The organism is Micromonospora sp. R311, assembly GCF_056780015.1.
In genome coordinates, this window is record NZ_JBSWCE010000072.1 from 1 (window position 1) to 12226 (window position 12226).

9 protein-coding genes and 1 pseudogene are annotated in these 12226 nt (G+C 68.7%); 6 read left to right on the plus strand and 4 right to left on the minus strand.

Going from position 1 to position 12226, the window contains the following annotated elements:
* From AC1WTP_RS33450 to AC1WTP_RS33475, 6 genes are all read left to right on the plus strand, one after another.
* Positions 1-1335: DUF1576 domain-containing protein (locus tag AC1WTP_RS33450; RefSeq protein ID WP_481653227.1), on the plus strand; the 1335-nt coding region annotated here is incomplete at its 5' end.
* A 318-nt stretch (positions 1336-1653) separates the two neighbouring features.
* Entirely contained in the window at positions 1654-4044 is a 2391-nt protein-coding gene (locus tag AC1WTP_RS33455) for a phosphoketolase family protein (RefSeq protein WP_481653228.1), read from the plus strand.
* Between the two features lie 293 nt (positions 4045-4337).
* Positions 4338-6170: an AMP-dependent synthetase/ligase gene (locus tag AC1WTP_RS33460; RefSeq protein WP_481653229.1), complete on the plus strand. Its 1833-nt coding sequence runs from the start codon at positions 4338-4340 to the stop codon at positions 6168-6170.
* Positions 6171-6428: 258 nt separating this feature from the next.
* The gene (locus tag AC1WTP_RS33465; RefSeq protein ID WP_481653230.1) at positions 6429-7844 is read left to right on the plus strand and encodes an acyltransferase family protein; all 1416 of its coding nucleotides are present in this window, start codon (positions 6429-6431) and stop codon (positions 7842-7844) included.
* Positions 7841-8683, plus strand: coding sequence for a universal stress protein (locus AC1WTP_RS33470; RefSeq protein ID WP_481653231.1), 843 nt, complete (start codon positions 7841-7843; stop codon positions 8681-8683). The genes AC1WTP_RS33465 and AC1WTP_RS33470 overlap by 4 nt, the downstream gene beginning before the upstream one ends.
* Before the next feature lie 280 nt (positions 8684-8963).
* Positions 8964-9143 carry an IS3 family transposase gene (locus AC1WTP_RS33475; protein ID WP_481653235.1) on the plus strand — a complete coding sequence of 60 codons (180 nt, stop codon included), beginning with the start codon at positions 8964-8966 and terminating at the stop codon, positions 9141-9143.
* On the opposite strand, the pseudogene AC1WTP_RS33480 reads toward AC1WTP_RS33475, so the two are convergent.
* The 4 genes and pseudogenes from AC1WTP_RS33480 to AC1WTP_RS33495 form a co-directional block, all read right to left on the minus strand.
* Positions 9075-9789, minus strand: a pseudogene (locus AC1WTP_RS33480) (ISL3 family transposase); the annotation flags it as partial. The gene AC1WTP_RS33475 and the pseudogene AC1WTP_RS33480 overlap by 69 nt on opposite strands.
* A gap of 200 nt (positions 9790-9989) precedes the next feature.
* The gene (locus AC1WTP_RS33485) at positions 9990-11120 is read right to left on the minus strand and encodes an FUSC family protein (RefSeq protein ID WP_481653232.1); all 1131 of its coding nucleotides are present in this window, start codon (positions 11118-11120) and stop codon (positions 9990-9992) included.
* A 35-nt stretch (positions 11121-11155) separates the two neighbouring features.
* On the minus strand, positions 11156-11530 hold the full coding sequence (locus AC1WTP_RS33490; RefSeq protein ID WP_481653233.1) for a sensory rhodopsin transducer: 375 nt from the start codon (positions 11528-11530) through the stop codon (positions 11156-11158).
* Positions 11530-12123 carry a D-arabinono-1,4-lactone oxidase gene (locus AC1WTP_RS33495; protein WP_481653234.1) on the minus strand — a complete coding sequence of 198 codons (594 nt, stop codon included), beginning with the start codon at positions 12121-12123 and terminating at the stop codon, positions 11530-11532. Before AC1WTP_RS33495 ends, AC1WTP_RS33490 begins: the two co-directional genes overlap by 1 nt.
* Positions 12124-12226 lie beyond the last annotated feature (103 nt).

A 12226-nucleotide genomic window follows, 5' to 3' on the forward strand; every position in this document is an offset into this window, starting at 1 on the left:
CTCGTCCCACAACTTCAGCTCTGTCCGGTCCTCAACCTGGACAGAACACCTCAAGCCGGAACAACGCCGGGGCCGTGGCAGCAGGTGCGGGGATCGAACAGGGTGACGTTGCTCATCGTCTCCTTGTACGCCGTAGCGTTCCTTGTGTTCGGCTTGCTCGCCGACACTCCGGCCCGCACCGTGCGGGGTCTCGCCGAGATTCTCGCGACAAGAAACGCGCTTCTCACGGACTACTTCGGCGTCGCCGGCGTCGGCCCCGCGTTCGTCAACGCCGGGATGCTGACCTTGTGCTCCGCAGTTGTCTACCTCAAACTGCGCGTCGAGATGACCGGGGTTTCGATCGCGTCCCTGTTTCTGCTTCTCGGGTTCGGTCTGTTCGGGAAGAATCTGCTGAACATCTGGCCCACCGTGCTGGGCGTGTTCCTCTACGCCCGGTTCGCGCGAGAGCCGTTCGCGCGGCACGTCAACACCGCCTTCTTAGGCGCCGCCCTCGCTCCCATCTTCTCGGATATTCTGCTCAACCCGCTCATGCCGCTGGCGGTCAGATTGCCGCTGAGCGCTGCCGTGAGCTTGCTTGTCGGGTTCATCCTGCCGCCCTCGGCCGCCCATCTCTTCAAAACCCACATGGGATTTAACCTCTACAACGTAGGGTTTGCCGCCGGCCTTATCGGAACTTTGGTTGTGGCGCTGCTCAGGTCGTATGGTCTCGTGCGAGAACCGGTCGTGGTGTGGACAAACGGGGTTGCCTTCCCGGTTGCCGCGTTCTTGACCGCCGTGTTCGCCTCGATGGTGGCGATCGGGTTTCTTCTTGACCGGGACATCCCGTCGGAAATGCGCGAGCTGATACGTACGTCGGGGCGGACACCGGCCGATTTCGTCGCGCTGTTCGGAGCTGGGCCGACGTTCGTCAACATGGGCGCCTGCGGCGTCGTCGCTATGGTGTACATCCTCGGCGTCGGCGGTGACCTGAACGGGCCAGTGATCGGGGCGATGTTCACTGTCGTCGGATTCGCGGCGTTCGGAAAGCATCCGCGCAACATCATCCCGGTCATGGTCGGGGTGTTCGTGGGTGCGTTGGCGAAACCGTGGCACGCCGACGATCCGTCAGTTCAACTCGCGGTGCTGCTGGCGACCACGTTGGCACCCATCGCTGGCCACTTCGGATGGCGGTGGGGTGTCGTAGCGGGGTTCCTGCACTCCTCGGCTGTACTGAGCGTGGGGTACGTACACGCGGGCCTCAACCTCTACCACAACGGCTTCGTCGGCGGGATCGTCGCCGCCGTTCTGGTGCCGGTCATCGTGGCCGTGCGGCGGGGCCAGGGCAACCGACGGTGAGCCGGTCGGCGCGGGGACCTGCCTGGCGTCGGGCTCGTGGTGGATTCCCGAGCAGCGTGCGGTAACCGGCGCGCCCGTTCATGGCGCCGCCCGGGACGCGTTCGGCGAGGCTGCCCGGGATTTCCACGCCGGGGTGGCGGTCCGCACGACCCCGGCGGACCGGGTCCTCGGTGCTGATCGCCCGTCGGTGCCGGTCAATCCGCAGGCCCTGTGGCCACGGGTGAGACCGTGTTCGTAGCCGTTGTGGCTCCTGCTTCCGGTGGCTGCCTTTTCCGGATTCGTGCGCGCGGGCGCTGTTCTTGGGGGAGGCTGTGAGCCATGGACACCAAGGCCAGCCTGCGATATCCGCTGGACAGTAGCGAGTTGCGGCGGGTCGACGCGTACTGGCGGGCGGCCAACTACCTCACGGTCGGTCAGATCTACCTGCTGGACAACCCGCTACTGCGCGAACCGCTGCGGCCCGAGCACGTCAAGCCGAGGTTGCTCGGCCACTGGGGCACCAGCCCGGGGCTCAACCTGGTTTACGCGCACCTCAACCGGCTGATCACCACCCGTGACCTGAACGTGATATTCGTGACAGGCCCTGGGCACGGCGGTCCGGCCATCGTTGCGAACACCTGGTTGGAGGGCACCTACAGCGAGCTGTACGCGTCGGTGACCCGCGACGAGGCGGGGATGGCGCGGCTGTTTCGCCAGTTCTCCTTTCCCGGTGGCATTCCGAGCCACGTGGCGCCGGAGGTGCCCGGCTCCATCCACGAGGGCGGTGAGCTGGGTTACTCGCTCATGCACGCCTACGGCGCCGCGCTGGACAATCCTGACCTGATCGTCGCCTGCGTGGTCGGCGACGGGGAGGCCGAGACCGGCCCGCTGGCGGCGAGTTGGTTGTCCAATGTGTTTCTCAATCCGGCGCGTGACGGTGCGGTGCTGCCGATCCTGCATCTGAACGGCTACAAGATCGCCAATCCGACGATCTACGCCCGGATCCCGCAGGACGATCTCGTGTCGCTGATGCGCGGCTTCGGCCACGAGCCGCACCTGGTGGACGGCGACGAGCCGGAGACCGTGCACCAGAAGCTCGCCGCCGCGCTGGAGGACGCGGTGGAGGAGATCGCCGCCATCCAGCACCGCGCCCGCACCGCAGGCGACATCCGCCGCCCACGCTGGCCGATGATCGTGCTGCGCACCCCCAAGGGGTGGACCGGACCGGGCGTGGTCGACGGACAGCAGGTCGAGGGCACGTCTCGGGCGCACCAGGTGCCGCTGTCCCGGGGCCGGGACGACCCGCAGCAACTCGCGGCGCTGGAGGCGTGGCTGCGCAGCTACGGCCCTGAGGAGCTGTTCGACGCGGTCGGTGCGCCGACGGAGTCGCTCGCCGCGCCGCCGCGCGGACAGCGGCGGATGAGCGCGAACCCGCATGCCAACGGCGGACTGTTGCTACGCGACCTGGCCCTGCCGGACTTCCGTGACTACGCGGTGCCGGTGCACACGCCGGGCGGCTCGACGGCCGAGGCCACCCGGGTGCTGGGCGGCTGGCTGCGCGATGTCATCCTGGCCAATCCCGACCGATTCCGCCTGTTCGGCCCGGACGAGGTCGCCTCGAACCGGCTCGGCGCCGCGTTGGAGGTCACCGGCCGGGCGTTCGTCGCCGCCACCGAGCCGACCGACGAGGGCCTGTCTCCCGACGGGAGGGTCATGGAGGTGCTCTCCGAGCACCTGTGCCAGGGGTGGCTGGAAGGCTACCTGCTCACCGGCCGGCACGGCCTGTTCACCAGCTACGAGGCGTTCATCCACATCGTGGACTCGATGGTCAACCAGCACGCCAAGTGGCTGAAGGTGAGCCGGGGCATCCCCTGGAGGCGTCCGGTGGCCTCGTTGAACTACCTGCTCTCCTCGCACGTCTGGCGCCAGGACCACAACGGCTTCTCTCACCAGGACCCTGGGTTCATCGACCACGTGGTCAACAAGAAAGCCGAGATCGTCCGGGTCTACCTACCGCCGGACGCCAACACGCTGCTCTATACGATGGACTGCTGTTTGCGGGGCGGCAACCGCATCAACGTCGTGATCGCCGGGAAGAACCATGCCCCGAACTGGTTGTCGATGGAGCAGGCTATCCTGCACTGCCGACGCGGCGTGGGCATCTGGGGCTGGGCCAGCAGCGACCACGGCAGCGAGCCGGACGTCGTGCTCGCCTGCGCCGGCGACGTGCCGACCCTGGAGACGCTCGCCGCAGCCGACCTGCTTCGTCAGCATCTACCGCAGCTGAAGGTCCGGGTCGTCAACGTGGTCGACCTGATGCGGCTGCAGCCGCAGCGCGAACACCCGAACGGCCTGCCGGACAGCCAGTTCGACACGATCTTCACCCGGAGCAGGCCTGTAATCTTCGCTTACCACGGCTATCCGACGCTCATCCACCGCCTCACCTACCGGCGCGCCAACCACCACAACATCCATGTGCGCGGCTACAAGGAAGAGGGCACCACCACCACGCCGTTCGACATGGTCATGCTCAACGGTCTTGATCGTTTCCATCTGGTCATCGACGTCATCGACCGGGTGCCCGGGCTCGGCGCCACCGCGGCCCACCTACGTCAGGCCATGGTCGACGCCCGTCAGCAGTGTCGCGACCACACCCGCCGCTACGGCGAGGATCCACCGCACGTCACCGGTTGGCGATGGGCCACAGTCGAAGCGCCCGACACTGCCTGACCGCCGCGAGCCTACCCGCGGCGCCGGGTGTGGAGGAGCGGACAGCGCGCGTGGCGTCACGTGTCGACGGCTCGCTCGGTCTCGCGGTGGGCGGTGGGGCGTTCAGCCCGCGGAGATCGCGAACAGGGCTCGTCGGCCAGCGACTGGTGACCCGGCCGCTGCCATGACCAACTCCTCGATACGGGTGCCTGTCGCGGTTTCGAAGACACGCGCTTGGTTGAGGGAACACCATGAGATGACGGCGGTCGCCACGCCAGGCGCCGGCGTTGGAGCTACTGTCGTTGGAGGTACGGATGCAGGACGTGACTGTCGCTCCGGCCGAGGTGGGGCCGGCCACGCCGGGTCTGGCCGAGCGGGTGTGGATCAACGCCGACGAGGCGCCGCAGGCGGTGCAGTTCGTTCGCCCGGCCCCGGTGTCGCGGGCGTGGCCCGTGCCCCGCTCGCAGCGCGGCGGCGACCTAGCGGTGACCTGCGCGCAGTTCCGCGACGACGTTCTCGCCCTGGCGCGCGGGTTCCTCGCCGCTGGCGTCAACCACGGTGACCGAGTCGCGTTGATCAGCGGCACGCGGTATGAGTGGACGCTTGTCGACTACGCGCTGTGGACGATCGGTGCGGTGACGGTGCCGATCTACGACACCGCCAGCCCCGAACAGGCTGAGTGGATCCTGTCGGACTCGGGCGCGGTGGGCTGCGTCGCGGAGACGGCCTCCCACGCCGAGGTGGTCACGGCGGCGCGGGCTAAGCTGCCGTCACTGCGTGAGGTGTGGCAGATCGACGCCGGTGACCTGATCGCGCTGGCCGGGCAGGGCCGCGCGGTCGACGACGCCCAGGCAAACGACCGCCGCAAGCGCGTGAGCGGCGCGGACATCGCCACGATCGTCTACACCAGCGGCACGACCGGCCGGCCGAAAGGGTGTGTGCTGACGCACCGCAATATCTACTGCGACGTCACCAGCGCGGTCGGTGTGTTGCCGCAGCTGATGCACCCCGGAGCGTCGACGGTGCTGTTCTTGCCCCTTGCCCATGTGTTCGCCCGGCTGATCCAGGTGGGAATGGTGCAGACGCGGGCGACCATGGTGCACAGCGCCGACATCACCGCGGTGCTGGATCAGCTGCGCCGGCACCGGCCGACGTTCATCCTCGCGGTGCCTCGGGTATTCGAGAAGATGTACAACACCGCGCGGCAGAAGGCCGATGACGCGCACCGTGGCTGGTTGTTCACCGCCGCCGACCGGGTGGCGGTGCGCTACAGCCGCGCTCTCGACTCTCCCAGCGGGCCTGGCCCGTTGCTACGGCTGCTCCGTAGCGTGTGTGACCTGGTGGCGTACCGGAAGCTGAGGGCGGCGCTGGGCGGGCGGTGCCGGATGGCGATCGTCGGCGGAGCGGCCATGGGCGAAAGGTTGGGGCACTTCTTCCGCGGCGCGGGGATCACCGTTCTGGAGGGCTACGGCCTGACTGAAACGTCGCCGGCGCTGACGGCGAACCAGCTAGAGGCGCAGCGGCTCGGCACGGTCGGCCGGCCGCTGCCCGGCGTCACGATCCGGATCGCTGAGGACGGCGAGATCCAGGCCTACGGCGACGTGGTGTTCCCCGGGTACTGGAACAACGCGGACGCGAATCGGGACGTGTTCACCCCCGACGGGTGGCTGCGGACCGGAGACATCGGCAGCCTTGACCCGGACGGATTCCTTAGCATCACGGGCCGCAAGAAGGAGATCATCGTCACCGCGGCGGGCAAGAACCTCGCCCCCGCACCGATCGAAGCGGCTGTCCGCGCCCACCCGCTGATCAGCCAGTGCATGCTCGTCGGCGACGGCCGGCCCTACGTCGCCGCGCTGGTCACCATCGACGAGCAGGCCTGGCAGCGCTGGCGTGCTGCCCACGGCTATCCCAGCGCGTCCGTGGCGGAACTACGGGACATGCCGCAACTACGCACCGAAATCCAGACGGCGATCGACCGCGCCAACAGGTCGGTTTCCCGCGCGGAGCAGGTCAAGACCTTCCGCATCCTGCCCCGGGACCTCACCGAAGCCGACGGGGAACTCACCCCCACCCTCAAGATCAGACGTGATGCTGTCGCCGGCCGCTACGCCGCCGACATCGACGCCCTCTACCGCGGCCACTGATCACCTCGAAAGGACTCCGATGCACCTCTGGCAACGGCCAGCTAAACGGCCCACTCATCACCGTGCCACTTTCCTTCTGCCCGTGGCGATCGCCGCAGCGGTAGCCGCGACCGCCGTGCGGATTCACAGGCGCCGCGCATCGCACGCCGACAGCGAGGCGCGACGGCTCGCTCTGTCAGGCGAGCACGACCACTCGCCACACGGCACGTCCAGCCGCGACTCGGCGGGCATCTCCGCCGGTCCAGCCCTCACCTGACGGTGGGGCTCCTCGCCGGGCTGCACCGGCTGGCACGGCGGACGCCGCCGTCCCGGGAACGATTCATCGACCTGCTGCGCGCGATCGCCATCGTCGCCGTGGTCCTCGGCCACTGGCTGGTCACCGTCGTCGGCTACGACGACGGGCAGATCGTCGGCCGGTCCGCGCTACCCGACCTGCGGTGGGCGTACCCGATCACCTGGCTGGTGCAGGTCATGCCGATCTTCTTCCTCGTCGGCGGCTACGCCAACGCCGCCTCCCTGACCTCCCACTACCGCAAAGGGCAGCACTCCGGGGAGTGGCTGGTACACCGCGGAGCGCGACTGGTGTACCCGACCACCGCGCTGGTGCTGACTCTCGCCGCTGGCGCCGGCGTCGCGCACGTGTGGCAGCCGGATCCGTCGCGGGTGCGGCTGGTGGTGTGGTTCGCCGCGATCCCGTTGTGGTTCCTGTCGGTCTACCTCATCGTCGTCACGCTCACCCCGCTGATGTGGAGGCTGCACCGCCGCTACGGGGCCGCCGTGCCGATGGTCCTCATCGGCCTGGTCGCCGCCGGCGACCTTACCCGCCTGTTCGGCGATGAGAACTGGGGCAACGGCAGCTTCCTGTTCGGGTGGCTCGCCATCCACCAGATAGGCTTCTTCTGGCGCGACGGGCGCCTCCCCACAAGCCGCCGCACGCTGTGGATGCTTCTGGCCGGGGGCCTCGCCGTGCTGCTGCTGCTCACCGTCCCCGGACCCTACGCCGTCAGCATGATCAACGTTCCGGGCGAGCGGCTGCACAACATGTCCCCACCCAGCCTCGCCCTGTTCGCGCTGTTCACCGTCCAACTCGCCGTAGCCCTGCTCGCGCGGGGACCTGCCGAGCGGTGGCTGCGCCGCCCCCGACCGTGGACAGCCGTCGTCGCGGTGAACACGATCATCCTCACCGTGTTCCTGTGGCACATCACCGCCGCGATCCTGCTCACCGCCGCCCTGCACGCCATCGGCATCCTGCCCACCCAACCCGCCGGCAGCGCCGCCTGGTTCGCCTGGCGGGTGCCCTGGCTCGTCATGCTCACCGCCGTACTCGCCGTCCTCGTCGCTGTCTTCGGACCCATCGAAGCCCGCGCAACCCGGCGGCCGCGCCACCGCGGACGCTGGCTTCCTACCGCACTGGCCGACTGGCTGGCCCGGCCCGCTCCCCGCCTGACGCTGGCCGTCGCATGCCTCGCCGCGGTGGCCTTCGGCCTGCTGGACAACAGCCTCCTGCCCCGCACCCAGCCCGCCCCGCTCGGCATCCCCACCATCGCCCTGGTCGCGTACATCATCGGTGCGGCACTGCTCTACGCGCTTCGCTGTGCCCCCCGCCGAACCCCGCCATCCGACACGACCGATGAGGCCCAACCGGCTGCCGACCCGAGTAGGAGACGCGAATGACCAACGTCCGCGCGCCGATCGTCGTCGGCGTGGACGGCTCCGAGGAAGCGCTGCGCGCCGTGCACTACGCCGCCCGCGAGGCCACCTGGCGCCAGCGTCCCCTACGAATCGTGCACGCCTTCATCTGGCCGCTGTTCCACGTCCCCCTTGACCGACCCGCAATCGGGCCGCCGGAGGCCGGCCTGCGCAACCAGGCCCACCGCATCGTCAAGCAGGCCATGCAGGCCGTCGCGACGGCCACGCCCGACGTCGACGTCGGCGGGGCTGTCGTCACCGGCGCTCCGGCCGCCGTCCTCACCGCCGAGTCCCGCACCGCGGAAATGATCGTTATCGGCGACCGTGGCCTTGGTGGATTCACCGGTCTCCTCGTCGGTTCCGTAGCGGTGCAGACAACCGTCCACGCCACCTGTCCCGTCCACATCGTCAAGGGATACACCGACCGCGCCGGCCCAGTCGTGGTCGGCGTCGATGGTTCACCTCTCAGCGGCCACGCCATCGACCACGCAATCGACGAAGCAGCATGGCGCGACGCACCCCTGCGGGCGGTCCACGCCTGGCAACCCCCAGCACTCCTCCACGACGACCAGCAGCCCACGGCAGAGCCCCGAGTCCTCGCCGAATCACTCGCCGGACGGGCCCCGCGATATCCCGACGTCGCGGTCGAACAGGTGACCGTCGCCGACCAACCTGCCAGCGCACTGCTGCGCGCCGCCGCAGACGCCCAACTCGTCGTCGTAGGCGCACGCGGCCGCGGAGGCTTCACCGGCCTGCTGTTCGGTTCCACCAGCCACGCCGTCCTGCACCACGCCCCGTGCCCCACCGCCATCGTGCGTCCCTGAAAGACACCCCAGGGCAGGGCAGCCAGTTCCACTTACCGTCGGCGAGATAGGCCAGGTGGAGCTCGGCGTTAATCTCACTAAACACGTACGGCTCCTCGGGGACCAGCCCTGCGGCATAACCAACCGCCCCGACGATCACGCCAGTCGGCGCATTGGGCACCGGGTTGCCGAGGTCCTTGAGCTGCCACAAACCTCCGCCCTGTTACGGGGATGCCTGGGCCGGGGTCGCCAGATCACCAGGATTCACGCCGACTCCGGCGGGACCTACGGCTCCCCACGGGTGACCGTCGAGCTGCACCACCAGGGCGTGCGGGTCAACCGCAAGCGGGTCGAGCGGATCATGCGGCAACGCGACGTGGTGAGCCGGCACCTGCGCCGCCGTAAACGCACCTTTGCGGACGGCCTCGGCGAGGTTGTGCCGCAGGTGCCAGCGGTCGGCGACCTGCAACGCGTCGGGTAGGGCGCGGCGGACCGCTTCGGCGTAGGCGCCGGAGGAGTCCCGGCACACCACCTCGACACCGGGATGCTCCCGCAGCCACGTCTCTAACGTGTGGGCCTTGCGGTCGGGCAGCACATCGATGCGTTCACGGGTGACCGCGTCGATCAGGACGGTGGCGTATCGCTGACGGCGGCACAGCGCGAAGTCGTCGACCCCGAGCACGCGGGGAACCCGCCGTTCGGGCAGCGGAACGCGTAGCAGCGCCCGCGGGGCGGTGTGACGGGACATGACGACCATCGCCAGGACCGACAACAGGCGAGCACCGCCCCGGCCAGCCAGATGGCACCACCGCAGCGACCTGGGAGATCAACCGGGATGTGCGGCGCTGGTAACGCTCCAGAACCCCCGGAAACTGTTCGCGGAACGTGCGACGGCAGCCCTGCGTCGGGCATACCAGACGGCGTACGCGTACCCGCACCACTACCGGCCGGGCATCGACCGGCACATCCGCCAGAGTCCGCTGGTGATACCCATGCACCCGGCCCGTCACCGCCTCGCAGCCCGGACATGCCGCCGTCCCTCCAGGAGTCCGAGCCCGCACCAGGACCCGCTCGCCCTCGTCCGTGACCTCATCGATCACCAGCGGGGACAGCCCTGAGAACACCATCTTCGTAAGATCATCGATCTTGCACACATGACCTCAACGACATCGACCGCCCTCGGTCACCACCGAATGTGAGACAGAGCCGAATGTTTGTAGACAGAGCCGTTCGTCTTACAGTCCCGAGCTAACGACTCACCACACCAACAGCCCTCGAAATATGCCGAAATGTGACAAAGTACTACTAGCAACCAAAGATCGTTAGTTTAGGAGCCGGCGGCAGCTTGGCGGATCATCCGGCGAGCCTCGTCGCGGGGCACTTCGGTTGCCCGGAGCAGGTCGTTGGCTGCGGTCCGGAGTTGGGATACGACGATGGTGCCGGAGAAGCCCATGTCATGGCGGCAGGCCTCGCCGGCCTCGCGGACCGCCCTTAGTACGCGCTCGCGGGCCTCGACCGGCTCGCCGGCGGCCAGGAACTCGCGGTGCATTATCCGGACCGCCTCCCCGAAGTGTTCGATCGCGGCGGGCAGGGTGACCGGCACTGGCTCCTCGTTACGCAGGGTAGTGCCGATGCGCCGGACGAGGGCGCGGCTGTTGCGGAATGCCCGGTCCATGTGTTCGACACCGTGCCGGTACGCGGTGAGCGCGCGACGGCGGCGCCAGTGCACCGGCGAGAGGCGGACCACCTCGTCGGCGGCACGGACGACCTCGCTGATCCGGTTGAGTTCCGGCTCGGCGGCGCGCATCCGGTCGAGCACGTCCTCGGCCGCGCGGGCGTCGCCCCGGGCGAGTGCCTCGGCCGAGGCGGTCATCTCCCGGGCGAACAGGGTCAGGGCGGGGTCGGCGACGCGGCGGACGGTGCGTAGGGGATTGAGTGGGGCGAGCACCAGAACGACCGATAGGCCGACCACGCTGCCGACGAGGGCGTTGAGCGCCCGGGGTACTTCCAGGTATGGCGCGGTGGGGGTGAGGGTGGCGACCAGCGCCGCTGTGCTGCCGGCCTGGGTCATCAACGCTCCGGTGCCGCGGACCGCCGCAGCCAGGGTGGCTGCCAGGAAGACAATCACCCCGGTCTGCCAGGGTCCGGTGCCGACTGCGACGATCAGTAGGTCACCGACGGCGATGCCGACAGTCACGCCGACGATCAATTCGACCGTACTGCGGGTGCGGTTGCCGATGGACGCGGCGGTCACACCGACCGCGGCGGCCGGTGCAAAGATCGGCTCCGGGTTGCCCAGCACCTCGCGGGCGATCGCCCAGGCCAGGGCCGCGGCCAGGCCGGCCTGGAAGGCCACGATGAGGTATATCTGCAGCCGGCGGTAGCTGTCCCGGCCCGCGTCGCGGACCCGACCACCGAGCCCCGCCAATGGTGCCAGTATCTTCGCCGCATAGCGCATGCGGAGAAAATACCCGGCGCATCGGCCGGTGAACCTTACGCCGGGTGGGCCATGGTGCCGGTCAGCGCCACGATCCCGGGCAGTCGGGTGTCCTGGCGCAGGAACTGCACGACCACAGGCACCGGGGAGCGCAGCACGCAGCCGTAGGGCCTGTCGAGGTGCACGGCCTGCGGGTCGATGAGATCGTTGACCCGCACGTGTCGGATCCGGCGGGCGCCGACCAGGATCCGGTAGGGACCGACCGGCTCGGCGTCGGTGTAATAGACATCGAGGCTCAGCTCGGCCTGTTCGTCGGTAGTGTTGAGTACACAGAGCTGGTCGAAGCCGGTGAACTGCGGCTCAGTGCCGTGGCTCGGAAAGGGGACGTGCCCGCCGGGCACTACCCAGGTTCGCGCGCCGATCTCGGGCATTACGCCTCCTCGAGCAGGCGGGCCAGATCGGGGGTGCGGAACACGCCGTCCGGGTCGAGTCGGCGTCGGACCGCCTGGAAGTCGTCCCACCGTGGGTAGAGCGGGCGCAGGTCGGACGCGGTCAGCCAGTGCTTCTTGCCCCAGTGCGGTCGGCCGCCGTACTGGCGGAACACCGCCTCCATGTCCCGGAAGTACTCCTCGTATGGCAGTGAGGTGTTCTGCAGGCAGGCGATGGTGGTGGTCGGGCGGCCGTACGCGTTGCTGAGCCAGATGTCATCAGCGGCGATACTGCGCACGAGAACCCGCCAGCCGGCCACTCGCCGGTGCCGTTCATTAATCCGTCGGCGCACCTCCGCGAAGCACGCGGGGAACGCCTCCGACGGCAGCATGTACTCGATCTCCTCGAAACGCAACTCCCGGTGCCGGGGAATGGTGCGGTGGGTGGGACCCACCCGCACGTCCCGTGGCTCGCCCCATGGCCCGGAGCCGGGCTCGCCCGGCGCGTGCCAAGGCCGCTCGTTGGGAGTTTCGTCGGCACGGTTCATCACCCGGATCTGAGTCTGGTCGCTGCGCGGGTACCAGTAGAAGTCCATGTTCCGGTTGGTGTGCTGCAACTCGGCTAGACGAGTAGTTCCGATGTCAGGGGTCGATGTCTGGGTATGAAGAGAGGGCATCCAGGATCATGTTGTGACGCAA